At 68.2% G+C, this 25,686-nt stretch carries 23 protein-coding genes; 17 read left to right on the forward strand and 6 right to left on the reverse strand.

The window, feature by feature from the left end:
- Positions 1-8 precede the first annotated feature (8 nt).
- Positions 9-443 (reverse strand): hypothetical protein, encoded by a 435-nt coding sequence (locus tag ACIBUY_RS30465; protein WP_399154312.1) that lies wholly within the window; start codon positions 441-443, stop codon positions 9-11.
- A gap of 637 nt (positions 444-1,080) precedes the next feature.
- Here ACIBUY_RS30465 and ACIBUY_RS30470 point away from each other — a divergent pair.
- From ACIBUY_RS30470 to ACIBUY_RS30500, 7 genes are all read left to right on the forward strand, one after another.
- On the forward strand, positions 1,081-1,542 hold the full coding sequence (locus ACIBUY_RS30470; RefSeq protein ID WP_365579566.1) for a hypothetical protein: 462 nt from the start codon (positions 1,081-1,083) through the stop codon (positions 1,540-1,542).
- A 2-nt stretch (positions 1,543-1,544) separates the two neighbouring features.
- Positions 1,545-3,233, forward strand: a complete 1,689-nt coding sequence (locus ACIBUY_RS30475) for a hypothetical protein (RefSeq protein WP_399154313.1) — start codon at positions 1,545-1,547, stop codon at positions 3,231-3,233.
- A gap of 63 nt (positions 3,234-3,296) precedes the next feature.
- Positions 3,297-4,529: a S8 family serine peptidase gene (locus ACIBUY_RS30480; RefSeq protein WP_399154314.1), complete on the forward strand. Its 1,233-nt coding sequence runs from the start codon at positions 3,297-3,299 to the stop codon at positions 4,527-4,529.
- A gap of 123 nt (positions 4,530-4,652) precedes the next feature.
- Positions 4,653-5,003 carry a WXG100 family type VII secretion target gene (locus ACIBUY_RS30485; RefSeq protein ID WP_399154315.1) on the forward strand — a complete coding sequence of 117 codons (351 nt, stop codon included), beginning with the start codon at positions 4,653-4,655 and terminating at the stop codon, positions 5,001-5,003.
- A gap of 59 nt (positions 5,004-5,062) precedes the next feature.
- Positions 5,063-5,362 carry a WXG100 family type VII secretion target gene (locus ACIBUY_RS30490; protein WP_399154316.1) on the forward strand — a complete coding sequence of 100 codons (300 nt, stop codon included), beginning with the start codon at positions 5,063-5,065 and terminating at the stop codon, positions 5,360-5,362.
- A 125-nt stretch (positions 5,363-5,487) separates the two neighbouring features.
- Positions 5,488-6,978: a PQQ-binding-like beta-propeller repeat protein gene (locus ACIBUY_RS30495; RefSeq protein WP_399154317.1), complete on the forward strand. Its 1,491-nt coding sequence runs from the start codon at positions 5,488-5,490 to the stop codon at positions 6,976-6,978.
- A 169-nt stretch (positions 6,979-7,147) separates the two neighbouring features.
- Positions 7,148-7,393, forward strand: a complete 246-nt coding sequence (locus ACIBUY_RS30500) for a chaplin (protein WP_365579554.1) — start codon at positions 7,148-7,150, stop codon at positions 7,391-7,393.
- Positions 7,394-7,597: 204 nt separating this feature from the next.
- Here ACIBUY_RS30500 and ACIBUY_RS30505 read toward each other — a convergent pair whose 3' ends face one another.
- Together ACIBUY_RS30505 and ACIBUY_RS30510 are read right to left on the reverse strand one after the other, a co-directional pair.
- The gene (locus ACIBUY_RS30505) at positions 7,598-8,020 is read right to left on the reverse strand and encodes a hypothetical protein (RefSeq protein ID WP_399154318.1); all 423 of its coding nucleotides are present in this window, start codon (positions 8,018-8,020) and stop codon (positions 7,598-7,600) included.
- Between the two features lie 99 nt (positions 8,021-8,119).
- A complete protein-coding gene (locus tag ACIBUY_RS30510; protein WP_365579552.1) occupies positions 8,120-8,488 on the reverse strand; it encodes a DUF397 domain-containing protein in 369 nt (122 codons plus the stop codon).
- A 209-nt stretch (positions 8,489-8,697) separates the two neighbouring features.
- Here ACIBUY_RS30510 and ACIBUY_RS30515 point away from each other — a divergent pair, with 209 nt between their 5' ends.
- Positions 8,698-8,874, forward strand: coding sequence for a hypothetical protein (locus ACIBUY_RS30515; RefSeq protein ID WP_399154319.1), 177 nt, complete (start codon positions 8,698-8,700; stop codon positions 8,872-8,874).
- A 142-nt stretch (positions 8,875-9,016) separates the two neighbouring features.
- Here the strand turns inward: ACIBUY_RS30515 and eccCa are convergent, their stop codons facing one another.
- Positions 9,017-12,988 carry a type VII secretion protein EccCa gene (eccCa, locus tag ACIBUY_RS30520; protein ID WP_365579548.1) on the reverse strand — a complete coding sequence of 1,324 codons (3,972 nt, stop codon included), beginning with the start codon at positions 12,986-12,988 and terminating at the stop codon, positions 9,017-9,019.
- Between the two features lie 337 nt (positions 12,989-13,325).
- On the opposite strand from eccCa, the gene eccD reads away from it, so the two are divergent.
- The 6 genes from eccD (at position 13,326) to ACIBUY_RS30550 (ending at position 20,475) form a co-directional block, all read left to right on the forward strand.
- Positions 13,326-14,855 carry a type VII secretion integral membrane protein EccD gene (gene eccD / locus ACIBUY_RS30525; protein ID WP_365579546.1) on the forward strand — a complete coding sequence of 510 codons (1,530 nt, stop codon included), beginning with the start codon at positions 13,326-13,328 and terminating at the stop codon, positions 14,853-14,855.
- A gap of 191 nt (positions 14,856-15,046) precedes the next feature.
- Positions 15,047-15,334, forward strand: coding sequence for a 30S ribosomal protein S15 (gene rpsO, locus ACIBUY_RS30530; protein ID WP_018533604.1), 288 nt, complete (start codon positions 15,047-15,049; stop codon positions 15,332-15,334).
- A gap of 291 nt (positions 15,335-15,625) precedes the next feature.
- Positions 15,626-17,842, forward strand: a complete 2,217-nt coding sequence (locus ACIBUY_RS30535) for a polyribonucleotide nucleotidyltransferase (protein ID WP_365579543.1) — start codon at positions 15,626-15,628, stop codon at positions 17,840-17,842.
- Positions 17,839-19,218, forward strand: coding sequence for a pitrilysin family protein (locus tag ACIBUY_RS30540; protein ID WP_365579541.1), 1,380 nt, complete (start codon positions 17,839-17,841; stop codon positions 19,216-19,218). Before ACIBUY_RS30535 ends, ACIBUY_RS30540 begins: the two co-directional genes overlap by 4 nt.
- A 39-nt stretch (positions 19,219-19,257) precedes the next feature.
- Positions 19,258-20,013, forward strand: coding sequence for a 4-hydroxy-tetrahydrodipicolinate reductase (gene dapB / locus ACIBUY_RS30545; protein WP_365579540.1), 756 nt, complete (start codon positions 19,258-19,260; stop codon positions 20,011-20,013).
- Between the two features lie 9 nt (positions 20,014-20,022).
- Positions 20,023-20,475 (forward strand): hypothetical protein, encoded by a 453-nt coding sequence (locus ACIBUY_RS30550; RefSeq protein ID WP_365579539.1) that lies wholly within the window; start codon positions 20,023-20,025, stop codon positions 20,473-20,475.
- Between the two features lie 55 nt (positions 20,476-20,530).
- Here the strand turns inward: ACIBUY_RS30550 and ACIBUY_RS30555 are convergent, their stop codons facing one another.
- Positions 20,531-21,085, reverse strand: a complete 555-nt coding sequence (locus ACIBUY_RS30555) for a hypothetical protein (protein WP_365580835.1) — start codon at positions 21,083-21,085, stop codon at positions 20,531-20,533.
- A 93-nt stretch (positions 21,086-21,178) separates the two neighbouring features.
- The gene (locus ACIBUY_RS30560) at positions 21,179-21,418 is read right to left on the reverse strand and encodes a hypothetical protein (RefSeq protein WP_365580832.1); all 240 of its coding nucleotides are present in this window, start codon (positions 21,416-21,418) and stop codon (positions 21,179-21,181) included.
- A gap of 200 nt (positions 21,419-21,618) precedes the next feature.
- On the opposite strand from ACIBUY_RS30560, the gene thyX reads away from it, so the two are divergent.
- The 3 genes from thyX (at position 21,619) to ACIBUY_RS30575 (ending at position 25,317) form a co-directional block, all read left to right on the forward strand.
- Entirely contained in the window at positions 21,619-22,359 is a 741-nt protein-coding gene (gene thyX, locus ACIBUY_RS30565; protein ID WP_365580829.1) for an FAD-dependent thymidylate synthase, read from the forward strand.
- Positions 22,360-22,591: 232 nt separating this feature from the next.
- Positions 22,592-23,491: a 4-hydroxy-tetrahydrodipicolinate synthase gene (gene dapA, locus ACIBUY_RS30570; RefSeq protein ID WP_365580826.1), complete on the forward strand. Its 900-nt coding sequence runs from the start codon at positions 22,592-22,594 to the stop codon at positions 23,489-23,491.
- 140 nt (positions 23,492-23,631) lie between these two features.
- Positions 23,632-25,317 carry a ribonuclease J gene (locus ACIBUY_RS30575; protein WP_365580823.1) on the forward strand — a complete coding sequence of 562 codons (1,686 nt, stop codon included), beginning with the start codon at positions 23,632-23,634 and terminating at the stop codon, positions 25,315-25,317.
- Positions 25,318-25,686: the final 369 nt, after the last annotated feature.

Below are 25,686 nucleotides of genomic sequence, written 5' to 3' on the forward strand. Positions count from 1 at the left end.
CACTCTGATCATTTGCTGAAGCCCTCTTCGAGGGTGTCGATGCTGCTCATCTGCCGCTGGATGTAGTGCTCGTCGCCCGCGTGCACCTTCTTGGTGACCTGCAGATGGTTCGAGATCTGGGCGCAGGCGTCCATCAGGGACTTGAGCTGCTGGTCCCAACGGTTCGACACCGTCTGCAGTGCGGCTCCCAGCGCGAAACCCTGCGAAGTGAGGTCGGTGGCCGCGGAATCGCTGCTCTCGATGGGAGTACGGGCCTTGCTCCAGAGGCTGTCGTACAGGGTGTGGGCCTTGCGCCCGATGTCCGTCAGTTCCTCGTTCTTCACCTTGAGATCACCGGTCGTGCTCGGCAGCGCGGCGGGCCCCTCGCCGTCGGGCAGGTGGTTCAGCTGCATGCGCGCCGGAGCGTGCTGGGCCTTGATCTGCTCCCACTCGTCCCATGCCATGAGCGAGGTCCTCCCCGTGAACCGCGATGATCTCGGGCGCGTTGATTTTCAGCACGCTAGCAATGCCCATTCAAGATCGAGTAAATGGTGCCGGTAATGCCAGCTCCGGAAATGGGAGGGAATTCGAAAAGTAACGTGCCGGAAACGGGGCGAGGTCGCGTGCGTGTGAACGCCGCCGATGGTGTGGACGGTGTGTCCGGGGCGTGATGCGGACAACTCGGCTTGTGGCGACGGATGTCGAGCCGGGGACGGCCGTCGGTCCGAGGCCGTACACAAAGTCGTAAGTGAAGGTTGCGCGAAGATCGCGGAAGCGCCCGGTGTGCGTGCGCGCGTGCGTCCGCTGCCCTGCTCCGGCCGAAGCGCGGCGGAGTCGATGCAGCGAGGCCGTCAGGACGGGGCGCACCGCGGGTGCGTGTGGGGTGAACCGGGCAAAACGGCGCCCCTGATGCCGTCTCGTGACGGAGTTATCGCAGAAGCTCGGTTGGAGCCGATGTACGTGATGACTACAGTGGTAATTGCGTTGCAAGGCGCGAGGCTTCTGCGCGCGCGACGACGACGCGCGACAGACGGATGACGGTTGGACGGTCGGACAGCTTCGGCTGAGCCGGGTGTACGGGGAAACGGGGAGGAAGGCGTCGTGCTTCCAGCAGACATGGTGGGGGGACCGTCGGCGACCAGGGCGGCCAACCTGGAGGTCACCAGTGAGGCGCTCACGACGTTCCGGAAGCGTGTGAATGCGGTACTGCGCGACCTGGACGGCTCGGCGGGCAACCCGGCGAAGGTGAACGCGCAGACGATCAACAAGTCCTCGTTGCACAACGAGGGCGCACACGCCTTCCCCGAGGCCGAGAGCCTCTTCACCGCGTACCACTCGGTCCACGGCGAACTCGTCACCCTGTCCAAGACGCTCAACCTGCAGATCGAGGCGATCGGCATCGCCGTGCAGGGCGCACACCAGGGCTTCGACAACCTGGAAGAGGACCAGCGCCGCCGCTTCTGGGCGATTCAGACGCAGGTCTCGGAGATGCAGAAGCAGCAGGACGAGAAGCGTGAAGGCACGCATCGTACGAACGATGCGACGAAGGACGCGGGGCTCTGATCATGACGGACAACAAGCACGAGGCGGACCACGAGCGGGTCTCGCAGCAGAACTCCTTCACGAACTTCGCCCAGGACATCGAGGACAACCGCAAGGGCGGCGGCTGGGTCAACGGGATCTTCCGCGCCGCCGTCGGCGCCACCCCGGTCGGCCAGGCGCTCGCCGGCCGTAAGTCGGACTTCGAGGACCGCGACCTCAACGCGATGCTCGACATGGTCCACCAGACGAACCCGGAAGACCTCGAGGCCTCCGGCACGGCCCTGTGGGACGCCCGCGACGCCATCAAGTCCGCGGCCTCCGAACTCGACGGCCACATCACCAAGGTCCACTGGGTCGGCGAATCCGGCGACAGCTTCCGCCAGTGGGGCGGAAAGCTCGTCACGTACGCCGAGCAACTGAGCACGTACGCGGGCTCCGCAGGCGACCAACTCTCCGCGGCCTCCTCCGGCTTGGCCTCGGTCCGCAGCGCCATGCCCCCGCGCGACACCCGACTCAACGCGGGCCAGCGGCCGAGCCAGATCCCGGTGGTCAAGCAGGTCGAGGGCAACAAGGAGTACGAAGCGGCGGTCGCGGTCGAGAAGGACCGCCAAGAGGCGATCAACCAGATGAACCGCCTGTCGTCTTACTACGTGGTCTCCGCCGAGCAGTTGGAGACGCTGCAGAAGAATCCGCCGAAGCTTGAGGCTATGCCTGATGTGGGGGTGCCGAAGCCTTCTGGCGGTGCGGTCCTCAGGCGTCGGGGGGGAGCCTCCGGTAGTTCTGACGGTACGACCGAAGTCACGACGGGTAGTCAGCACTCTTCCGATGGCACGACCCACCCGCAGGTCGACAGCACCGGCACGACCACGCCTCCGGCCAAGCATGCGACTGGCACGATCACTTATCCGGACCGCCCCGTCGGCACAGAGATCAACAGCATCGACACGCTGCCGTCTCCCACCACCACGCCGCCGACCACCGGGCCCACTCCGGTCACCAGTGGTCCGAACCTCACGGGGCCGTCGGCCACCGGATACAGCAACGGCTACGTCCCGCCGGTGACGAGCACGACCGGCCGCACCATGGGACCGACGGGTACTCGCACGCCGTTCTCGGCGCAAGGGCGTTCCGGCGGTACCTCGGGTACGAACAACTCGGGCACCCCGCGCTCCATGGGACGTGGCGGTACAAGTGAGATGGGCCGGTCGGGATCGACTGCCCGGACCGGCGGCACGACAGGGAAGACGTCGCCCATGACAGGGCGAGGAATTTCGGGCGGGACTCCGCGAGCCACCGGCGGTACGACTCCTCGCACGTCCGGTGGCACGGGCGCAGGCCGCAATGGCGTGGTGGGCGGTCGTCCCACCAACTCCCGCCCGGGGGCGACAGGGCAGAACGGCTCGCGTATCCCACGTGGTTCGGTCATGGGTGCTTCGGAGTCAGCGGGGAACGGTCGATCTACCGCGGGGCGCGTGGGCCAGCGAGGCGTCATCGGAGCACCCGGCTCCACCGGCAAGCAGGCAGGCCCGAACGCGGCCGGGGCGCGGAACGGGATGACGCGCGGCGGCGCAGGCCTGGTCCGTGGCCCAGGCAAGAACGACAAGCCGCACGAGGAAGAGACGGATGCGGCGGAGCGCCCCGACTACGTCGTCGAGGACCCGAACACTCACCTGCCCGCCAACCGGCGCGACGTGCCGCCGGTCGTCAACTGAAGCCGAGCGAGGACAGAAAGCACCATGATGTCAGGGACCAGCCGACGCCCCGATCGCCCGGCAATGCTGAAGGCCTGCGGCGGTAGACGCCTACGCGCGGTCGCGGCAGTCGTTGGCGCCCTGGCTGCAGTGGGTGTCGGGTTCGCGCCCAGCGCCGCGGCGTACGACGCTCAGTCCAAGCAGTGGTACTTGGGGCCGATGCAGACCGAGCAGATGTGGAAGGTCAGCACTGGCAAGGGCGTCAAGGTCGCAGTCATCGATACGGGAGTGAACCCGAATACGTCGTCCCTGAAGGGGCAGGTACTCGCGAACGAAGTCCCCAAGTCGGTCTCGTACCATGCCACCCAGGACTACTCAAGCCATGGAACGACCATGGCGGAGCTGATCGCAGGAACAGGGGCGGGCGGCGGTCTGAAAGGGGTCGCGCCCGAAGCGAAAATTGTCCCCTACCGGATCAAGCTGTCAGAGCTGAAGGACAAGGCAGAGCTGAGCAAGACACCGGATCCGGCAGAGGCGATCAAGGCCGCGGCGGACTCCGACGCGAAGATCATCAACATGTCTTTCAGTTCGGCCACGATTGACCCGGACCAGGAGGCTGCACTTAAGTACGCCGCGGCCAAGGGAAAGCTCTTGATGGTTGGCGTGGGTAACGAAGGAACCACCACCGGGCACATCGGATATCCGGCGGCATATCCCTATGCGATTGGTGTGTCGGCAGTCGACTCGTCAGGCAAGGTCACGAAGTTCTCCTCCAACGGGAACTATGTCGACCTTGCGGCGCCAGGTGAAGACATCCCTGTGTGGTGCGACAACACCTTCCGTTCCTACTGTGACGGGGGACAGGGGACGAGCGCGGCAACCGCCATCGCCTCCGGCTCCGCCGCCCTGATCTGGTCCGCCCACCCCGACTGGACCGCGAACCAGGTCCTGAGCTCGCTGATCGACACGGCGAGCCGCACCTGGAAGAAGAACGACCCGAGCCGCTACCTGGGCTACGGAACGGTCCGTCCCCGCAAGGTGCTCGAGAACCCGAACTACAACGCAGGGCCGGCCCAGCAGGACCCGCTGGCCAAGGAGAACGGCGCCGCGGCGGCAAAGGAGTCCGCTCCTTCCGCTTCTGCATCAGCCTCGTCACAGCCCTCCCAGAAGGCTTCAGAAGTTCCGGCCGAGGCGGCAGGATCGGAAGCGAAGTCCTCAAGTGACAGCAATACGTTGTGGATTGTGCTCGGTGCTGTCGCTGCGGTGATCGTGATCGGGGGCGGCGGATTCGCTGTGATGCGAGCGCGGCGCAGCTGATGAGACTTTCAACCGTGCGTCCCTGCATTTCTCGGACGGGCCACGGGGGAGCAGCTCGGTCCTCAAGTAGGCGATGAGGCAGAGCAGTTACTGGTAACGGAACACCGAAGAAGGGCAGGAGACATGGCCAGCGGCCAGCAGAAGCTCGAAGATCAGCAAGTAGTCCAGCTTGAGAAGCAGATGTCGGAGAAGTACGACGGCATCCGCAAGCGCGTCCACAACCTGCAGGGCATCATCGATGGCCTTGAAGGGCAGTGGAAGGGCATCGGTAAGAGCGCCTTCGACAAGAAGCAGTTCGAAATCAACGAGTCCCTGGGCAACATCGGCCGGATTCTCGCTGACGTCATCGACGCGATGAACAAGACGCGCAACATCAAGGACAGCTCGGAAGACGACGTGCGTGCGTCGGTGGACAAGATCGACGTGAGGGACGGCGCTTCTTCGGTGCCGGGTTCCTCTCTGAGCTCGTACTAGAGCGAGCCGTACCACCAACGACACCACAGGCACAGACGAGCGAGACGAGGTAGGCGGAAATGGTCAGTAACGGTGACGGGCTGCTCGTAACTTACGACGGGCTCGACCAGGCGGCGACCCAGATCGGCAACGAGGCGAAGACCCTCGAGCAGGACCTGCAGGAGCTTCGCCAGATGGTCGTGCGGAGCCAGGAGTTCTGGGCCGGCGAGGCGCAGGGCACCTTCGGCGAGAAGCTGCAGAAGTGGGACAAGGAAGCCGCTGACATCCACACGGCGCTGACCAGCATCGGTCACGTCGTCGGTCAGTCCGGCGGTACGTACATGGACGGCGACAAGAAGGCGTCCAGCTACTTCCAGTAAGCCGAAGCGCTTTCTGTCTCGGGGTGGGCACGTGCGGGAGGTGCCCACCCTTTCTGTTGTCCGAAATCATCCCCACCCGCCACGCGCGACTTCCCGGCGCTGAGACTTCGAAAGGTTTGACCGTCATGAGCTTCGGCCCACCGCCTTCTCCGTTCACGCAGTCGCAGCGTGCAGCGGACGAGCGTGCCAAGCGTCGGCGCACCAGAATGTGGGGTGCCCTTGTCTTGGTATTGGCGGCGATTGTCGGCGGGACCGGCTGGCTTCTTTTGGGCGACAGAGGCGGTGACAACAACTCGCCTCTTGAGGCCAAGTCCACTCACCAGCCCGCGGCCGATGAAGTGCGAGAGACGGTCGAACGCCCGCCAACGGGTGGCGCCGGACGCCTGGTGGCTGCCATCGGCGATGACAAGCTGAAGCCGGTGGAATCGCAAGTCACCGGTGGTACTTGGGCAACGGACAAGGTGCTGGCGAAGGGCATAGGGAGCGTCATCCAGGGCATCAAGATCGATGCCGATGACGAGCTTGTTTGGCACCGGCAACTGTCTGGCGAGATCTGCGGATGGACCCAAGACGTAACCGTTGACGGACGCACCGCTGTTCTGTTCAAGGACAAGGCTGGCGGCGCCTGCACCAAGTTGCTCTTCTTCGAGGTCGATACGGGCGTAAAGGTCTGGGAAGTCGATATTCCCTGGAAGGAATCCGCCTATGACCTGTACCCGAATGTCAGCTTGACCAAGGGCGTCGTCGCAGTCGCCTATGGGTCGGGGTCCGCCGGTTTCGACATGAAGACCGGTAGCAAGCTGTGGACGCGCAAGGGGACGTCAGCATGCCGTGAGGGTGGGTTCACGGGAGGGCGTGCTTTGTTGCTCAGGCAGGATTGCCATACCAAGGACTGGAAGTCCTCCTATCGGGTTCAGAGGATCGAACCTCGGTCCGGCAAGGCGGAATGGACGTACCAGGCGAATGAGCACCTGAACTTTGTCTACCTTGTCTCCTCGGATCCAGTCGTCCTTGCCGTGTCGGCGGGAGAGGTGGGATTGTCGGACTTGATCTCCCTGAACGACGACGGAAAGTACCAGACAACCATTCGTTTCTCCGGTGACCACTATCAGGTGAAATGTGCGGATGGCCTCGAGGGTGCTTCGGAGGACGCGCTGAAGTATTCGGCGGTGAACCAGTGCACCCAGATCGTTGTCTCCGGTGACCAGGCCTTTGTGACCACGGGCGAGGTTACTGAGGGGATCGCGCACGAAACCAATTCCATCGTGGCCTTCGACCTGAAAACCGGGAACACCGGGATCAAGTTCGACGCCGGCAAGGACCAGGAGTTGTTCCCCTTGCGGATGAGCGGCGACCGAATTCTGGCTCTCAAGGTCGGAACGGACAATTTCGCCCCGAACCAATTGGTCAGCCTCGACCCGGCGACGGGCAAAGAGTCCAGCTACTACTCGTTCGAGGCCTTTCAAGAGGTTCGTGCCTTGGTCACTGCAGCCGAGAGCGACGTTGTTGTTGAACACGGAAGGATCTTCTTCGGAAGCCGTGCCGTGCAGGGCGGAGGGACCAAGAATCAGCCGGCCTATGTCTGGCGGGCATTTGGCGTCGGGAGCGCCAAGTAGGTGGTACGCCGGGCCTGTTCGCAGGCTCCCGCGTCCGTCAACCTCAGGGCACACTCCCACCCACCCCCGGATGGTTTGCCGCATGCCCCCCGACCTCCCGTGGCAGATCTCCCGGCGGACGGGCGCGTCTCTCAACGTCGCCCGGAGTCAATGGGAGTGGGAGCACAGCATGAAGTTCCGTACTGCGGTCGTCTCGGTGGTTCTCGTGGTCGGTGGGGTGTTCGGTGCCGCCGGTGCCGCCGTGGCCCACGACGGGGGCGCAGGAGCCCAGGGCGCCGCCGTCGGCTCGCCGGGGGTCCTCTCCGGCAATGTCGTCCAGGTGCCGGTCAGCATCCCGGTGAACGTATGCGGAAACAGCATCAACGTCATCGGCCTGCTGAATCCAGCCGTAGGCAACACCTGCATCAACGGCTGAGCCGTGGGCCGGGGGCGCGAGCCCAAGTCGGCCCCGTTCAGATCCGATCCGGGAAGGTGCCACCCCACCAGCCGCGGGTGGCACCTTCCCGCGTTCCGTTCGGGCATGGCGGCCAGAAGGTCCTCTTGGGCGCTCCCTTGGTCTGCCACGCCGCCCGACCCGCCCGACCCGCCCGGCCCGCCGGGGCTACCGGGGCTACCGGGGCTACCGGGAAGAGGCCGCAGTCGGGGGAGTGGGGAGCGCACCGTGAAGCGACGCACCCGGCGTCGGATCACTTGGGCCCTGGTGGCCGCGACCGCCCTCGGCGTCGCCGCATACGTCGCCGAGCCCGCCGCCCGCGACTGGCTCGCGGCCCGGGGCGTGTGCGACGGGGCCGTCCCGCAGTCCGTGATCGAGCAACTCGCCCCGGAAGACGTGCACTTGAAGGAGTCGCGGGCCCGCCGCTTCGAACCGCTCGGCACCTACACGTGCACCCTCACCGCGATGCCGCGCGAGCGCCAGGCCAAGGGAGTTGGTGGCGGCCGCCGGGTCGCCGACGAGCGTCCGGGTGCTCGCCGGGACACTCCAACAGGGCGCGGCGTCCGCCTCGTCGAGAGCCAGCAGCACGATCACGGTGGTCGTGAGCACGGGCGCACCCGCACCCGCACCCGCACCCGCGGCCCCGGCCGCCACCCGGTGCCGGAGCAACCAGGAGCGGGCCCCGCCGTCGCCCGTCGCCACTGCCGGTCACTGCGTGTCCGCAAGCCCTCCGTTGTGCGGCGCAGGCTCCAGATCGAACTCCCCGTCCCGCGCCCCGAGCACGAACGCCGTCCACTCCGCCTCGGTGTACCGCAGCACCGTCTCCGGCTCCAGCGACGACCTCATCGCCACCGCGCCCTCGGGCAGGTACGCGATCTCCACCCGCTCCTCGTGCTGCTCGGTGCCCGGCGCGCTGTGCCACTCCACGCCGGAGATGTCGAGTGCGTAGAGCTCGTTCTTCTCGCGCTCCTTGCGGGCCTTGATCTCCTCCGGGGTTTCCTTCGGCGTCCCGATCGAAGCCTCGATCGGCTTCTCGGCCGTCGGCTCCCCGGCGTGCTGCTCCTGTGCTTCGGCCATGCTGGACGGCCCCTTCCAGACGTACAACGACGTACCAACGAACTGTCTGGTCAGCCTACTTGGCAGCGTGTGACGGGCGGGGCGGAATGTGGTCGCCCGCCCGAGACTGCCCGACCGCCCGCGCGGGATTGCCACGGGACCGTCACAAGGTTTCGACGGTCGGGTTCCGCGCGGCCGACCGCGCGCACCTCGCCGCTACTGTCGTGGGCATGACTTCCCAGGCGCTCGAGATTCTCGCCGGCCGCGGCTACCACCACCACTACAGCTCGGGCCACAGCGGTGGCGGCGGCACCGACGCATGGTGGTTCTGGCCCCTGATGATCGCGCTCGTCGTCCTCATCATCTGCCTCGTCGTGTGGGACCGCCGCAGGCAGAACCGCGGCTAGTACGGCGGGCAGTACGGCAGCGCAGTACGGCAGAACGACGCGGGGGCCCGGGTGGTCGCACAACCACCCGGGCCCCTCGCCCCGTTCACTTCACCGCGAGACAAGCCCCGCGGCAGCCTCGATCAGCCCTGATCAGCCCTGATCAGCCCTGATCCACGAGCCCGACCTGGACCAACGGCTTGCCCCGCTTGCGCGACACGAAGACGCCACGGCCCGCCGGCATCGGCCGCGGCCGCACCCCGCCGAGCAGATCGCCCTCGGCCGGGTCGCCCGCCAACACCACGCCCTGCGCGCCGAGTTCCTTGATGCGCTGCATGAAGTTCTCGTACCCGGCACGGCCCGAACCGGCCGTCGAGCGGGCGATGATGAAACGCACGCCGACGTCCCGCGCGAACGGGAGCAGTTCGGTCAGACCCGACAGCGGGTTCCCGCTCGACGTCGACACCAGGTCGTAGTCGTCGATGACGACGTACACCGTCGGGCCGCGCCACCAACTGCGGTCGCGCAGCTGCTGAGCCGTGACGTCCGCGGTCGGCGTGCGGCGCTGCATCAGGTCGGCCAGCGCGTCCATGTGGTGCTGCATCTGGTTCGACATCGGGATGTACTCGGCCAGGTGCGAGGCCGGGGTGACGTCGAGCAGCGAACGGCGGTTGTCGACCACGAACAGCTTGCAGGTGTCGCCGCTGTAGCGCTGCGTGAGCTGCTGGATGAGCAGCCGCAGCATGTTCGACTTGCCGGACTCGCTCTCGCCGAAGATCAGGAAGAACGGGTCCTGGTCGAAGTCCACGAACACCGGCTCGAGGTTGTCCTCGTCCAGCGCGAACGCGATGCCGCGCTCCGGGAAGCGGTCGCCAGGCGGCAGCTGGCGCGCCGAGAACTCCCGCGGCAGCAGCCGGACTTCGGGCGCCCCGGGCTGCGTCCAGTGCCGGGTGACCTCGGCCGCCAGCGCGCTCGTCGCCTCCGCCAGGTCGGTGTCCGACGACAGGCCGTCGATGCGCGGGACCGCCGCCATGAAGTGCTGCTTCTGCGGGGTCTGGCCACGACCGGGCACACCCGTCGGCACGTTGGCCGCGACCTTGCGGTCGAACTCGGAGTCCATCGTGTCGCCGAGCCGCAGCTCCAGGCGGTTCATGAGGTGGTCCTTCATGTTCGCCCGGACCTCCATGGACCGCGACGCCGTCAGGATCACGTGGATGCCGTAACCGAGACCGCGCGCCGCGATGTCCAGGACGAGCGGCTCCAACGCCTCGTAGTCGCTGCGGAAGTTGCCCCAGCCGTCGATGACCAGGAACACGTCGCCCCACGGCTGGTCGGTCATCGAGATGTCGCCCCGCGCGCGGCGGTTGCGGAAGTCGGCGATCGAGGCGATGCCCGCCGTACGGAAGTACTCCTCGCGGCGGGTGAGCACCCCGTAGACCTCGGCCGCCGTACGGCGCACCTTCTCGGGGTCCAGACGCGAGGCCACACCACCCACGTGCGGCAGACCGGCCACGGCGGCCATACCGCCACCGCCGAAGTCGAGCCCGTAGAACTGCACTTCCTGCGGTGTGTGCGTCAGCGCGAACGACGCGATGATCGAGCGCAGCAGCGTCGACTTGCCGGACTGCGGGCCACCGAGGATCTGCATGTGACCCGCCGCACCGCCGAAGTCGACCCACAGCGGGTCGCGTCGCTGCTCGTACGGCTTGTCGACGAGACCGACGGGGATGACGAGGCGACCGGCGCCCTCGTACCCGGGCTGGGTGAGACCGCGTCCCTGTACGGCGGCGAGACCGGGCAGCAGCGAGTCGAGCGACGGCGGGCTGTCCAGCGGCGGCAGCCACACCTGGTGGGCCGCGGGACCCTGCGCCTCCAGGCGCCGCACGATCACGTCGAGCACGGTGTCGGCGAGCGCGTCGTCCTTGTCGTCGCGCGGAGCCTCCTCGCGCTGCTGCGGCACCGGCACGTACTGCACGGGCACCTCGGCCGCCGTGAACAGCGCGGGCCTGCGGTCCACCGGGAGCGGTCCGCCGGGCGTCGCCACGCGCGCGGAGCCGGTGCGGTAGACGCCCGACACGTACGCCGCCTTGAAGCGCACCATTTCGTCGGTACCGAACTTCAGGAAGCCGGAACCCGGCACGTTCGGCAGCTCGTACGCGTCCGGGACGCCCAGGGCCGCACGGGACTCGGCGGCCGAGAAGGTGCGCAGACCGATGCGGTACGAGAGGTACGTCTCCAGGCCGCGCAGGCGGCCCTCTTCGAGGCGCTGCGAGGCGAGCAGCAGGTGCACGCCCAGCGAACGGCCGATGCGGCCGATCTGCACGAACATCTCGATGAAGTCGGGCTTCGCCGTCAACAGCTCGGAGAACTCGTCGATCACCAGGACGAGTGACGGGATCGGCTGCAGCGGGGCACCGGCCGCGCGCGCCTTCTCGTAGTCGTGGATGTTCGCGTAGTTGCCCGCGTCGCGGAGCATCTCCTGGCGGCGGTTGAGCTCACCGCGGATCGAGTCGCCCATGCGGTCGACGAGGGTGAGGTCGTCCGCCAGGTTCGTGATGACGGCCGCGACGTGCGGCATCTGGGCCATGCCCGCGAAGGTGGCACCACCCTTGAAGTCCGCGAGCACGAAGTTCAGCGTCTCGGAGGAGTGCGTCACCGCGAGACCGAGGACGAGCGTGCGCAGCAGCTCCGACTTGCCGGAACCGGTGGCGCCGACGCACAGACCGTGCGGGCCCATGCCCTCCTGGGCGGCTTCCTTCAGGTCGAGCATCACGGGCCGGCCGTCGTCGCCGACACCGATCGGTACGCGCAGGCGCTCGGCCTGCGAGCGCGGGCGCCAGGTCCGCTTGGTGTCGACGGTCGCCGCGTCGCCCAGGTTCATCAGGTCCGTGAACTCGAGGTTCGCGAGCAGGGGTTCGTCGTCGCTGTCGCCGCCCGACGCCATGCGCAGCGGCGCGAGCTGACGCGCGAGCGCCTCCGCGGCCGCGTACGACAGCACGTCCGGCGTGCCCTCGTAGACCATGCCGTGCGCCGACTCGAGGCGCAGCACCTTGGGGTGTACGACGACGGAGAGGTCGCCGCGGCCGGCCGCGAGGTCACCGGGGACGACCTCGAGGACCGTCACGCCCTGCAGCCCCTCGGGGCTCGCCAGGATCGACGTGGGCGGCAGGGAGACACCGTCCAGGACGATCACCAGGTGCGGCTGCTCGGGCACGGGGGCACCCGCGGGGTGGAAGCGCGGCCGGCCCTCCAGGCGGGTGCCGAGCAGGTCCTCGAGCTCGGCGGGGTCGGTCGTGATCAGGCGGCGACTGCCCGCGCCGTCGGTGAGCCCCGGCACCTGGTTGTGCGGGAGCCACTTCGCCCACTCCCACTCGGGCACCGTCTGGCGCCCGGCGGCGACCGCGATCACGAGGTCCTCGGGGGAGTGCAGCGAGGCGAGGGAGGCCACCAGGGAGCGGGCGGAGCCGCGCACGGTCGTCGGCTCACCGCTCACGGACACGTGGTAGAAGGCGCGCAGCGAGACCGCCATCGGCAGGTCCTCGAGCGTGCTGTGCGTGGCGAGGAAGCGCTGCATGGCGCCCGCCGTCAGCGGCTCCAGCTCGTCGACCGGGGCGGTCTGCGGCGGCACCAGGGGAGTGGCGAGCCCCTGCGGGCCGAGGCCGACGCGCACCTGCCCGAAGTCCTCGTCACCGGTGCGCCGCTCCCAGACGCGGCTGCCCTCGGCGACCAGCGCCCACAGTTGCTCGGGCGAAGGGTGCAGGTAGTACTGCGCGTCGCGCTGCTTGCGCGCGGTGCCCAGGGCGTCCTTGCGCGTCTGCGACAGATAGCGCAGGTAGTCGCGGCGCATGTCCGCCATCTGTCCCTGGTTGCCCTTGCGGTAGCGGGCCAGCATCGCGATGCCCATCGCGATCGTGGACGCCACCATGACCATGCCCATGATCTTCATGAAGGGCTGGGCCTGCGGGTTGAAGAAGAACACGACGGAGCCGCCCATGCCGAGCATGGGCAGGATCTGCATCAGCGCGCCCTCTTGCTGCCCGCGCGGAAGCTCCGGCGGCGGCTGCAGCACCACCTCTTCCGTGGGCACCTCGGACGGCAGTGCCCGAGGTGGGCGCTTGACGACGATGTGGCTCACTTAGCACCAATTCCCTTGCCGGACCGAGCTTTTCCGTCCGCCGCCCCGTGTCAGGCGGACGTCGATCGCGGTTCGCGATCCTACTGACAACTACTGACAACGGTGGGCGGTAGGGTGCCGGTGGTACGCGTGAGCAGTTGCGAATCCGCCCAGGAAAATCGGGCAATCCGCACGGTTCGGAACGTGCGGCTCCCCCCGATCCGGGGCGGGACAGCGCATGTGACCGGCTTCGCGGGACGCGCAGCGCAACGTACACAGGATCTTTACAGAGGGACGTGCGCGGTACAGACAGCACCGCGCCCGCTCTCGCACCGACAAGGGGGAACAGCAGGTGAGCATGACCGCCTCCGCGCCGGCCGGCCGAGCCGGCGCACAGGGCACCGGAGCCCCTGCGGGGGCGGGCACGGGCCTCGGCTTCTGCCGCGTCACCATCGTGGCGCCCGACAGCCGCATCGACGTGGCCCTGCCCGACGACGTACCGGTCGCCGACCTGTACCCCGAGATCCTGCGGCTCTCCCAGCAGAGCCCGGCCGAGGGCGCCCCCGTCGGCTACCACCTCGTACGCCGTGACGGCACCGTCCTCGACAGCGCCCGCTCCTTCGCGGCGCAGCGCATCCTGGACGGCGAGCTGCTCACCCTGCGCCCGTTCTCGGAGTCGCTGCCGCCCGCGGTCTTCGACGACGTCTCCGAGGCCGTGGCCTCCGCCGTCACCAAGGACCGCACCCTGTGGAGCGGCGACCTCACGCGCGCGGCGGGCCTCGTGGCCGGCGGCATCCTGCCCGCCCTGATCGCGTTCGTGGCCTGGAACTCCCAGTTCACGAGCCTGCAGGTGCGGCACGACATGCACAGCCTCCAGGGCATCCTGGCCGGCATCGCGGGCATCCTGCTGATCACCCTGGCGTGCGTCCGCGCGCGGATCTACGACGACCGGGGCTCGGCGATCGCGCTCGGCCTCGGCGCCCTGCCGAACGTCGCGGTGGCGGGCTCCGGACTGCTGCCCCTCTCCGACGGCCAGGGCATCGGCCGCCTCCAGTTCCTGCTGGCCTGCGGGGCGGTTCTGGTCGCCTCCGTGGTGCTCACCCTGGTCTCGCCCGGCGGTGACGGCCCCTTCGTGGCGTTCGTCTTCGCCTCCCTGATCGGCCTGATCACCACTTTCATCGCGATCCTGACGCACCTGAAGCCGATCGAGACGGCCGCGATCTGCGCCCCGCTCTCGGTCAGCGCACTGGCCTTCCTGCCCGGCCTGTCCATGCGCTTCGCGCGGCTGCCCATCGGCTTCGAACCGCCCAACCCCGCGCGCGCGGGCTACGACACGTCCGTCGACCCGGCCGAGCACGAGGCCGTCGACGCCGAGCGCGTCGCCGCCCAGGCCCGCCGCGGCCACGAGCTGCTCGTCGGTCTCGTCGGCGGCTGCGCCCTGGTCGCCGTGGGCGCGTCCATCGTCCTCGGCTTCTCCACGAACGTATGGGGACAGCTGCTGGCCCTGGCCACCGGCATCGCGATGCTGATGCGCGCGCACCTGTTCCGCTACACCGCGCAAGTAGGTGCCACGCTCGCCGCGGGCCTGGCCGCCCTCGTCTTCCTGGGCCTCGGCCTGGCGCTGCACCCGCCGCTCGACTACCTGAGCGACGCGATTCTCAAGCACGACAGCACGGCCCTCGACATCCGCACGGTCTGGGTCGCTGCTGCCATCGGGGCGGCCACCGCCCTGGTCACCGCCGTCGGCCTGATCACTCCGCGTCGCGGCGTGACCCCCTTCTGGGGCCGCTTCCTGGAGATCGCCGAGACGTTCGTGCTGCTCACGCTGATCCCGCTGGCCCTCGCCGTCTTCGACGTGTACGCGTCGGCCCGGGCGATGACCAGCTGAACGGGTGACCAAAGGCCCGGTCGGGTGCACTCCGGGCGGCTGGTACGCTGTGTAACGGCCGTTTGTGTACGCGCCCCCGGCAAACCCTGGGGGCAGCGCCCAGCGAGCCTCGCCTCCCGAGTTACGGAAGCTCCCCTGAGATGTGGACCAGGGGCACTCGGTGGCCACGAAAAAGACTACGAGGAGTACGCGTGCCGCTCGACGCCGCTACGAAGAAGCAGATCATCAGCGAGTTCGGCCAGAAGGAGGGCGACACCGGCTCCCCCGAGGTCCAGGTCGCCATGCTGTCCCGCCGTATCTCGGACCTGACCGAGCACCTCAAGACGCACAAGCACGACCACCACTCCCGTCGTGGTCTGCTGATCCTGGTCGGCCAGCGTCGCCGCCTGCTGCAGTACCTGGCCAAGAAGGACATCGCGCGCTTCCGTGTCCTGGTCGAGCGCCTCGGCATCCGCCGCGGTGCGGCCGGCGCCCGCTAAGACGCCGTGAAGGGAGCGGTTCCCGTTTGAGGGGGCCGCTCCCTTTGCTGTACGTGCGCACTGTCACCGACGCTTTGTAGTCTGGTGACGTACCACCACGATGTATGAGGAGAAGCGCACCCCCGCCGCCGCCGGTCCTCGGTAGTGGCCCCCGGAGACGCAAGAGGATCCCCGGGAGCTTCGATCGAAGACCGGCCCGCACTCAAGGCGCGCTTCTCCGTTCCGTCCGACTGCCACACGGGCAGATACGGACAAAAGACGAAACAGACGAAAGTAACGGAGAAAACGCTAGTGGAGAACGAGACCCACTACGCCGAGGCCGTCATTGACAACGGCTCCTTCGGCACCCGCACCATCCGCTTCGAGACGGGCCGCCTGGCCCGCCAGGCCGCCGGCTCCGCCGTCGCCTACCTCGACGACGACACCATGGTGCTCTCGGCCACCTCGGCCTCGAAGAACCCCAAGGACCAGCTCGACTTCTTCCCCCTCACGGTGGACGTCGAGGAGCGGATGTACGCCGCCGGCAAGATCCCCGGCAGCTTCTTCCGCCGTGAGGGCCGGCCCTCCGAGGACGCCGTCCTCACCTGCCGCCTCATCGACCGCCCGCTGCGCCCGTCCTTCAAGAAGGGCCTGCGCAACGAGATCCAGGTCGTCGCCACGATCATGGCGCTCAACCCCGACCACCTGTACGACGTCGTGGCGATCAACGCCGCGTCCGCGTCGACGCAGCTGGCCGGTCTGCCCTTCTCCGGCCCGGTCGGCGGCGTCCGCGTCGCGCTGATCAACGGCCAGTGGGTCGCGTTCCCGACGCACACCGAGCTCGAGGACGCCGTCTTCGACATGGTGGTCGCCGGTCGCGTCCTGGAGGACGGCGACGTCGCGATCATGATGGTCGAGGCCGAGGCCACCGAGAAGACCATCCAGCTGGTCAAGGGCGGCGCCGAGGCGCCGACCGAAGAGGTCGTCGCCGCCGGCCTCGAGGCCGCGAAGCCCTTCATCAAGGTCCTCTGCAAGGCGCAGGCCGACCTCGCCGCCAAGGCCGCGAAGCCGACCGCCGAGTTCCCGATCTTCCTGGACTACCAGGACGACGTGTACGAGGCCCTGACCGCCGCGGTCAAGGCTGAGCTGTCGGCTGCCCTGACCATCCCGGGCAAGCAGGACCGCGAGGCCGAGCTGGACCGCGTCAAGGGTCTGGCCGCCGAGAAGCTGCTCCCGCAGTTCGAGGGCCGCGAGAAGGAGATCTCCGCCGCGTACCGCTCGCTGACCAAGGCTCTGGTCCGTGAGCGCGTCATCAAGGAGAAGAAGCGCATCGACGGCCGCGGTGTCACCGACATCCGCACCCTGGCCGCCGAGGTCGAGGCCATCCCGCGCGTGCACGGCTCCGCCCTGTTCGAGCGTGGCGAGACCCAGATCCTGGGCGTCACCACGCTGAACATGCTGCGCATGGAGCAGCAGCTGGACACCCTCTCCCCGGTGACCCGCAAGCGCTACATGCACAACTACAACTTCCCGCCGTACTCCGTCGGTGAGACGGGCCGCGTCGGCTCCCCGAAGCGCCGCGAGATCGGCCACGGCGCGCTCGCCGAGCGCGCGATCGTGCCGGTCCTGCCGACGCGCGAGGAGTTCCCCTACGCGATCCGTCAGGTCTCCGAGGCCCTCGGGTCGAACGGCTCGACGTCCATGGGCTCCGTCTGCGCCTCCACCATGTCGCTGCTGAACGCCGGTGTGCCGCTGAAGGCCCCCGTCGCCGGTATCGCCATGGGCCTGATCTCCCAGGAGATCAAGGGCGAGACGCACTACGTCGCCCTCACCGACATCCTCGGTGCCGAGGACGCGTTCGGTGACATGGACTTCAAGGTCGCCGGTACCAAGGAGTTCGTGACGGCCCTCCAGCTGGACACGAAGCTCGACGGCATCCCGGCCTCCGTCCTGGCCGCCGCCCTCAAGCAGGCCAAGGACGCCCGCCTCCACATCCTCGACGTGATGATGGAAGCGATCGACGTCCCGGACGAGATGTCCCCGAACGCGCCGCGGATCATCACGGTCAAGATCCCCGTGGACAAGATCGGTGAGGTCATCGGCCCCAAGGGCAAGATGATCAACCAGATCCAGGAGGACACCGGCGCCGACATCACGATCGAGGACGACGGCACCATCTACATCGGTGCCGCCCAGGGCTCGCAGGCCGAGGCCGCCCGCGCCACGATCAACGGCATCGCCAACCCGACCATGCCGGAGGTCGGCGAGCGCTACCTGGGCACCGTCGTGAAGACGACGACCTTCGGTGCGTTCGTCTCGCTCATGCCGGGCAAGGACGGTCTGCTGCACATCTCGCAGATCCGCAAGCTCGCCGGCGGCAAGCGCGTGGAGAACGTCGAGGACGTCGTCGGCGTGGGCCAGAAGGTCCAGGTCGAGATCGCCGAGATCGACTCCCGCGGCAAGCTCTCCCTCGTCCCCGTCATCGAGGGCGAAGAGGGCGACGACGCGAAGGACGACACCGACAAGTGACGTCTCGTAACACCACGGCGACGGCCCGCACCTCCTCGGAGGCGCGGGCCGTCGCCCGTACCCAAACCCTGATCAAGGGCAGCAACGGCATCGGGACGGTCCGCAGGACCACGCTTCCGAACGGTCTGCGCATCGTCACCGAGACCCTGCCCTCCGTCCGCTCGGCGACCTTCGGCATCTGGGCGCACGTGGGCTCCCGCGACGAGACCCCGACACTGAACGGCGCGACGCACTACCTGGAGCACCTGCTCTTCAAGGGCACCTCCCGCAGGAGTGCGCTGGACATCTCGGCGGCCATCGACGCGGTCGGCGGCGAGATGAACGCCTTCACGGCGAAGGAGTACACGTGCTACTACGCGCGCGTGCTCGACACCGACCTGCCCCTCGCCATAGACGTCGTCTGCGACATGCTGACCGGCTCCCTCATCGAGGAGGCGGACGTCGACGCGGAGCGCGGCGTGATCCTCGAAGAGATCGCGATGACCGAGGACGACCCGGGCGACTGCGTGCACGACCTGTTCCAGCACACGATGCTCGGCGACACCCCGCTCGGCCGTCCGGTCCTCGGCACCGTCGACACGATCAACGCGCTGAGCCGCGGCCAGATCTCCCGCTTCTACAAGAAGCACTACGACCCGACGCACCTGGTCGTGGCCGCCGCGGGCAACGTCGACCACAACAAGGTCGTACGCCAGGTCCGCGCGGCCTTCGAGAAGGCGGGCGCACTCGGGACCACGGCGGCGGCCCCCGTCGGCCCGCGCGGCGGCCTCAAGACCCTGCGCACGGCCGGCCGCATGGAGGTACTCGGCCGCAAGACCGAGCAGGCCCACGTCATCCTCGGCATGCCGGGCCTGTCCCGCACCGACGACCGCCGCTGGGCCATGGGCGTACTGAACACGGCACTGGGCGGCGGCATGTCGTCCCGCCTGTTCCAGGAGGTCCGCGAGAAGCGGGGACTCGCCTACAGCGTGTACTCGTACACCTCGGGCTTCGCCGACTGCGGCCTGTTCGGCGTGTACGCGGGCTGCCGCCCGAGCCAGGTGCACGACGTCCTGAAGATCTGCCGTGACGAGCTCGACCAGGTCGCGCAGCACGGCCTCACGGACGACGAACTCACCCGCGCCGTCGGCCAGTTGAAGGGCTCCACGGTCCTCGGCCTCGAGGACACGGGCGCGCTCATGAACCGCATCGGCAAGAGCGAGCTGTGCTGGGGCGAGCAGATGTCGGTCGACGACATGCTGGAGCGCATCACCGCCGTGACCCCGGACGAGGTGCGCGCGGTGGCACGCGACATCCTGGGGCAGCGCCCGTCCCTGTCGGTCATCGGCCCGCTCAAGGACAAGCAGGCGGCGCGCCTGCACGAAGCGGTCGCGTAAGAACACTCAGGCCACTCAGGTCAAGGAAACGGACAGAAGATGAGCAAGCTGCGCGTGGCGGTCCTCGGAGCCAAGGGCCGCATCGGCTCCGAGGCCGTACGAGCCGTCGAGGCCGCCGAGGACATGGAGCTGGTCGCGGCCCTGGGCCGCGGCGACAAGCTGGACGCCCTCGTCGAGTCGGGTGCCCAGGTCGCGGTGGAACTGACCACGCCGGACTCGGTGATGGAGAACCTGGAGTTCTGCCTGAGCCACGGCATCCACGGCGTCGTCGGCACCACGGGCTGGACGGACGACCGCCTCGCGCAGCTGGACCAGTGGCTGGCCGCAGCGCCGGGGACGGGCGTGCTCATCGCGCCCAACTTCTCCATCGGCGCGGTCCTGACCATGAAGTTCGCCGAGGTGGCGGCCCCGTACTTCGAGTCCGTCGAGGTCATCGAGCTGCACCACCCGCGCAAGGTCGACGCCCCCTCCGGCACGGCCTCCCGCACGGCCCAACTGATCGCCGCCGCCCGGCAGAAGGCGGGCAGCGCCCCGCAGCCCGACGCGACGGCCACGGCGCTCGACGGGGCGCGCGGCGCGGACGTGGACGGCATTCCCGTCCACTCGGTCCGGCTGCGCGGCCTGCTGGCCCACCAGGAGGTCCTCCTGGGCGGCGAGGGCGAGACCCTCACGATCCGCCACGACTCGCTGCACCACAGCAGCTTCATGCCGGGCATCCTCCTGGGCGCCCGCAAGGTCGTGTCGACGCCGGGCCTCACCTTCGGCCTGGAACACTTCCTCGACCTGAACGGCTGACCCGTACCGATGCGCGCGAAAATCACGTACGCGATCACGGCAGCGGTCCTGGTCGTCTACTTCGTCCTGGCCGGCGACCGCGGCGTCATGCTCATCCGCCAGGGCACGGCGCTGACGATCACCTTCGGCATCGCCGTGCTGATCCTGCCGCTGATCGGCGTCTGGTTCCTGTGGGCGAACACCCAGTTCGTCCGCAAGGCCAACCGCCTGGCCGAACTCCTGGAGGCGGAGGGCGGGTTGCCCGTCGACGAGCTGCGCCGCGACGGCTACGGCCGCATCGACCGGGACTCCGCCGACGAGGTCTTCGCCCGCCGCAAGGCCGAGACGGAGGACACCCCGGGGGACTGGCGCTGCTGGTTCCGCCTCGCGGTCGCCTACAAGGACGCGCGGGACACCCCGCGCGCGCGGAAGGCGATGCAGCGCGCGATCGCGCTGCACGAGGGCCGCTCCCTGACGGTCTGAGACATACGAGAGGGGCCGCACCGACTCCGGTCGGTGCGGCCCCTCACTCGTGAGCTCACGCGCGCGGGCGGTACTCCTCGGCCCACACCTCGACACTGTCCGCGGCCCGGTCGAACGCCGTGCTGCGCCCGAGGAAGTCCCCGTTGTGGCTGGTGAGCAGCGTCGACTGCTCGCCCCGCTGATCCCGTCGTACGAGGACGAGGGCCTGTCCCTGGACCGTGCGGGGCAGCCCGAGCCAGCGCACCGGCTGCTGCACCGTGCGCGCCGCCGCGACCTTGTTCCACGGCACCGTCTGCGTCGTGAAGAAGGTGACGTGGCGCAGCCCGCGCGCGCTCACCCAGGCGCCCATCCGCAGCATCCGCAGGGCCGACGCGATGATCAGCACCGCGAGGACGCCGCAGATGGTGGCCGCGGTCGGATCACCGGCCACCGCGATGATCACGGCGGCGAAGAGCACGTACGACGCCAGGAGGAGCAGCAGCGCGGCCGCGCCCACCCGGTACGGGCCGGGGCGGTACGGGCGGCGCCACTGGTCGCGGTCGTCGAACGGCAGCGCGGCGTCCGCGGCCTCGTCAAAAGCTCGGTCGGCCGTCAGGAAGGGCAGGGGCACGACGGGTCCTCACTCGATCCACGCTGGACTGGGCTGTGCCCGGTGAGGCTACCTAGGCGCGCGCGGGCCTTCCACCCCAGGGGGCCGGACGAGTCAGCGCCCGTCCGAGGCCTCCGACTTCTGGGTGTGCGCGGGTGACTGATCTGCCGACAGCGCAGGCATCCCGAACAACAGGGAGCCGACGAGACCTGCGACGACGGTCAGCCCCACCAGCGTGCGCCCGGCGACCTGACCGGCGGACAGGCGCTCACGCTCGGGCGGCGTGACGTTACTGCGGAACTTGTCGGCTTCGGCGATGAAGGCGAACGGTACGGGCTCGCGCCGACGAAACATGGGCGGTGCTTCTCCTCAAGGGGTTCGAACGAAGTGTGTTCATCTACACAGACGCACGAACGCACCAAAAGGTGCCCTGTTTCGCCAAATTCACTGAAGTTCGCTCGCGTTCGGTCCCGTTCGCCGGAATGCCCGGTTGTCAGTGGCGGCCCGTAGAGTGGGCGCCGCCCGAGGAAGTGATGGGAAGGACCCCCCAAGCCGTGACCGAAACCCCTGCTGAAGACCTCAAGCCGACGTTCCGTGGCGACGTCACCGTGGAGTTGGTGAAGCACACCGCGAGCGACTCGGACGTACTGTTCGCGGCCCGCGTCTCCACCGTGGGCGAGCAGTCTTTGGACGAGCTGTCGAAGGACCCCGCCCGCTCCAAGGGCTTGATCAACTACCTGATGCGGGACCGTCACGGCAGCCCCTTCGAGCACAACTCGATGACCTTCCTCATCAGCGCCCCGATCTTCGTCTTCCGCGAGTTCATGCGCCACCGCGTGGGCTGGTCGTACAACGAGGAGTCGGGCCGGTACAGGGAGCTCCAGCCGGTCTTCTACGTTCCCGACGCCGACCGGAAGCTGGTCCAGGAGGGCCGCCCCGGCAAGTACGAGTTCGTCGAAGGCACGCAGGCGCAGCAGGAGCTGACGGCCCGTTGCATGGAGGACTCCTACCGGCAGGCGTACGAGGCGTACCAGGAGATGCTGGCCGCGGGCGTGGCCCGCGAGGTCGCGCGCGCGGTGCTCCCGGTCGGCCTGTTCTCGTCGATGTACGCGACGTGCAACGCGCGCTCGCTGATGCACTTCCTCGGCCTGCGCACCCAGCACGAGCTCGCCAAGGTCCCGTCCTTCCCGCAGCGGGAGATCGAGATGGTCGGCGAGAAGATGGAGGCGGAGTGGGCGCAGCTCATGCCGCTGACGTACGCGGCGTTCAACGCCAACGGCCGCGTGGCGCCGTAGCCCTTGACCTGGGTGCCCCTTGATCGCTGACTCGCGCGTGGCGGCACAGATGTGCGGGTCGACCGACCGAAGTGTCCGTATTGCGGCATTTCGGGAAGTTCATCTAGCCTGATCAAACGGACCCGGCACTGCTTGAACCCCCGAGCAGGCAGTGCCGGGCTCCATCTTTGTTATGACTTGTCGCATCCCCCGAGGGGGGACCCGGTACTGAGCAGCGAGTAGCGTGTTACCCATGGCTCCGACCTCCACTCCGCAGACCCCCTTCGGGAGGGTCCTCACCGCCATGGTCACGCCCTTCGCGGCGGACGGCGCACTCGACCTCGACGGCGCGCAGCGGCTCGCCGCCCACCTGGTGGACGCAGGCAACGACGGCCTGATCGTCAACGGCACCACCGGCGAGTCGCCGACCACCAGTGACGCGGAGAAATCGGAGCTCGTACGAGCTGTCGTGGAGGCGGTCGGCGACCGCGCCCACGTCGTCGCCGGAGTCGGCACGAACGACACGCACCACAGCATCGAGCTCGCCCGCGCCGCCCAGCAGGCCGGCGCCCACGGCCTGCTCACGGTCACGCCGTACTACAACAAGCCCCCGCAGGAGGGCCTGTACCGCCACTTCACGGCGATCGCGGACGCGACCGAACTCCCCGTGATGCTCTACGACATCCCGGGCCGCAGCGGCGTACCGATCAACACGGACACGATCGTCCGCCTCGCCGAGCACCCGCGGATCGTCGCCAACAAGGACGCCAAGGGTGACCTCGGCCGCGCCAGCTGGGCCATCGCCCGCTCCGGCCTCGCCTGGTACTCCGGCGACGACATGCTGAACCTGCCGCTGCTGTCGGTCGGCGCCTGCGGATTCGTCTCGGTCGTCGGCCATGTGGTCGCCCCCGAGCTGCGCGCGATGCTGGACGCGTACGTTGCTGGAGACGTGCACAAGGCGACCGAGATCCACCAGCAGCTGCTCCCGGTGTTCACCGGCATGTTCCGCACGCAGGGCGTCATCACGACGAAGGCCGCCCTCGCCCTGCAGGGACTACCGGCCGGACCGCTGCGCCTGCCTCTCGTCGAGCTCACTTCCGACGAAACGGCTCAGCTCAAGATCGATCTTGCGGCCGGCGGGGTACAGCTCTAACCACAGACTTCGCAAAGCTTCACAACTGAATCAACAGAAGAAGAGCAACACCCGAGAACCACCAACAACTGCTACTGCACGAACGTCACGCGCGCCACGTGCCCACAGGTACGTGGCGCGCGTGCTTAAAGGAGAGTCTTTTGAGCCATCCGCATCCTGAACTCGGCGCCCCGCCGAAGCTCCCGAAGGGCGGCCTGCGGGTCACCCCGCTCGGCGGCCTCGGTGAGATCGGGCGCAACATGACCGTCTTCGAGTACGACGGCCGTCTGCTGATCGTCGACTGCGGAGTGCTCTTCCCCGAGGAGGAGCAGCCCGGAATCGACCTGATCCTGCCGGACTTCTCGTCCATCAGGGACCGCCTCGACGACATCGAGGGCATCGTCCTCACGCACGGCCACGAGGACCACATCGGCGGCGTCCCGTACCTCCTGCGCGAGAAGCCGGACATCCCGCTGATCGGCTCCAAGCTGACCCTCGCCCTCATCGAGGCGAAGCTCCAGGAGCACCGCATCCGCCCGTACACGCTCGAGGTCGCCGAGGGCGACCGCGAGCGCCTTGGCCCGTTCGACTGCGAGTTCGTCGCGGTCAACCACTCCATTCCGGACGCGCTGGCCGTCGCCATCCGCACCCCGGCCGGCATGGTGGTCCACACCGGCGACTTCAAGATGGACCAGCTCCCGCTGGACCGTCGCCTCACGGACCTGCCGACCTTCGCCCGGCTCGGCGAGGAGGGCATCGACCTGCTCCTCACCGACTCGACGAACGCCGAGGTGCCGGGCTTCGTCCCGCCCGAGCGCGACATCTCGAACGTCATCCGTGGCGTCTTCGCGGGCGCCCAGAAGCGGATCATCGTCGCGTCGTTCGCCAGCCACGTGCACCGCATCCAGCAGATCCTGGACGCCGCGCACGAGTACGGCCGCCGGGTCGCCTTCGTCGGCCGCTCGATGGTCCGCAACATGGGCATCGCCCGGGACCTCGGCTATCTGAAGGTTCCCGCGGGCCTGGTCGTGGACGTCAAGACGCTCGACGACCTGCCCGACAGCGAGATCGTCCTCGTCTGCACGGGTTCCCAGGGCGAGCCGATGGCAGCGCTCTCGCGCATGGCCAACCGCGACCACCAGATCCGCATCGTCTCCGGCGACACGGTGATCCTGGCGTCGTCGCTCATCCCCGGCAACGAGAACGCGGTCTACCGCGTCATCAACGGCCTGACCCGCTGGGGCGCCAACGTCGTCCACAAGGGCAACGCCAAGGTGCACGTCTCGGGCCACGCCTCCGCGGGCGAGCTCCTGTACTTCTACAACATCTGCAAGCCGCGGAACCTGATGCCGGTCCACGGCGAATGGCGCCACCTGCGCGCCAACGCCGAGCTCGGCGCCCTCACCGGCGTCCCGCACGACCGCATCGTGATCGCCGAGGACGGCGTCGTCGTCGACCTCGTCGGCGGCAAGGCGAAGATCGTCGGCAAGGTTCAGGCCGGTTACGTCTACGTGGACGGCCTCTCCGTCGGCGACATCGGCGAGCCCGTGCTCAAGGACCGCAAGATCCTCGGGGACGAGGGCATCATCTCGGTCTTCGTGGTGGTGGACTCCAGCACCGGCAAGATCACCAGCGGTCCGACCATCCAGGCCCGCGGGTCCGGCATCGAGGACTCGGCGTTCGGCGCCGTCATGCCGAGGATCCAGGACGTCCTGGAGAAGTCGGCCCAGGACGGCGTCGTCGAGCCCCACCAGCTGCAGCAGCTCATCCGCCGCACGCTGGGCAAGTGGGTCTCCGACACGTACCGCCGCCGGCCGATGATCCTCCCGGTCGTCGTCGAGGTCTGACCTGGTCACAGCAGTGCTCATGGAGCGGGGCGCCTCGATTTGCATCGAGGCGCCCCGCTCCAGTAGGTTTACGGCTCCGCCTGAGGGGAACCCGGCGCACTCACGTGCTTCGGTCCCATCCCTGAGAGGGCCGGGAAATCCGACTCAGAATCTCTGATAAAATCGGATGCGCCGGAAAGGAAACGCGAAAGCGGAATCCTGGAAAGCGAAGCAAGACCCCGAGGAAATCGGCCGGTGAAACGGTCTGATAGAGTCGGAAACGCAAGACAGCAAGACCGAAGGGAAGCGCCCGGAGGAAAGCCCGAGAGGGTGAGTACAAAGGAAGCGTCCGTTCCTTGAGAACTCAACAGCGTGCCAAAAATCAACGCC

The sequence above is a fragment of the Streptomyces sp. NPDC050085 genome (assembly GCF_044460595.1).
GTDB lineage: Bacteria > Actinomycetota > Actinomycetes > Streptomycetales > Streptomycetaceae > Streptomyces.

Coding starts and splice junctions, on each gene's coding strand:
- ACIBUY_RS30465 (WP_399154312.1), bottom strand. CDS start 443: ATGGCATGGGACGAGTGGGAGCAGATCAAGGCCCAGCACGCTCCGGCG.
- ACIBUY_RS30475 (WP_399154313.1), top strand. CDS start 1,545: ATGACGGACAACAAGCACGAGGCGGACCACGAGCGGGTCTCGCAGCAG.
- ACIBUY_RS30480 (WP_399154314.1), top strand. CDS start 3,297: ATGCTGAAGGCCTGCGGCGGTAGACGCCTACGCGCGGTCGCGGCAGTC.
- ACIBUY_RS30485 (WP_399154315.1), top strand. CDS start 4,653: ATGGCCAGCGGCCAGCAGAAGCTCGAAGATCAGCAAGTAGTCCAGCTT.
- ACIBUY_RS30490 (WP_399154316.1), top strand. CDS start 5,063: ATGGTCAGTAACGGTGACGGGCTGCTCGTAACTTACGACGGGCTCGAC.
- ACIBUY_RS30495 (WP_399154317.1), top strand. CDS start 5,488: ATGAGCTTCGGCCCACCGCCTTCTCCGTTCACGCAGTCGCAGCGTGCA.
- ACIBUY_RS30500 (WP_365579554.1), top strand. CDS start 7,148: ATGAAGTTCCGTACTGCGGTCGTCTCGGTGGTTCTCGTGGTCGGTGGG.
- ACIBUY_RS30510 (WP_365579552.1), bottom strand. CDS start 8,488: ATGGCCGAAGCACAGGAGCAGCACGCCGGGGAGCCGACGGCCGAGAAG.
- ACIBUY_RS30515 (WP_399154319.1), top strand. CDS start 8,698: ATGACTTCCCAGGCGCTCGAGATTCTCGCCGGCCGCGGCTACCACCAC.
- eccD (WP_365579546.1), top strand. CDS start 13,326: ATGACCGCCTCCGCGCCGGCCGGCCGAGCCGGCGCACAGGGCACCGGA.
- dapB (WP_365579540.1), top strand. CDS start 19,258: ATGAGCAAGCTGCGCGTGGCGGTCCTCGGAGCCAAGGGCCGCATCGGC.
- ACIBUY_RS30550 (WP_365579539.1), top strand. CDS start 20,023: ATGCGCGCGAAAATCACGTACGCGATCACGGCAGCGGTCCTGGTCGTC.
- ACIBUY_RS30560 (WP_365580832.1), bottom strand. CDS start 21,418: ATGTTTCGTCGGCGCGAGCCCGTACCGTTCGCCTTCATCGCCGAAGCC.
- dapA (WP_365580826.1), top strand. CDS start 22,592: ATGGCTCCGACCTCCACTCCGCAGACCCCCTTCGGGAGGGTCCTCACC.